This window comes from Leifsonia sp. SIMBA_070 (assembly GCF_046534635.1).
Lineage (GTDB): Bacteria > Actinomycetota > Actinomycetes > Actinomycetales > Microbacteriaceae > Leifsonia.
The window spans coordinates 1-269 of record NZ_JAWRYK010000329.1; the positions used below are offsets into that span (position 1 = coordinate 1).

Genomic DNA, 269 nt, shown 5'->3' on the forward strand with positions numbered 1-269 from the left:
GGGTGCGCATCACCGCCGCTTCGGCGTCGCGGTAGACGGACAGGTACGGCACCAGCTCCTCCCACGGTGCGGCCTCAGTGATTTGCAGGGCCCGCGCCGGATGACAGAGAAAGGGTGCACTCGTCAGGCACGCTGCAACGTCGGGGACGAGTCCGGCTGCGGCCAGCGACAGCAGTCCGCCCTGGCTGTTGCCGGCAACGATGACGGCCCCGGCATCCGTTCCGGGCAGTGCGCGCGCCGCATCGACTGCGCGTGCGGCGTCCGTCAGC

1 protein-coding gene is annotated in these 269 nt (G+C 71.0%); it reads right to left on the reverse strand.

Annotated features, from left to right (window positions below; genetic code table 11):
* Positions 1 to 269, reverse strand: a 269-nt coding sequence (locus SB754_RS20555; RefSeq protein ID WP_410784212.1) for an acetylxylan esterase, incomplete at both ends; no start/stop codon positions are given.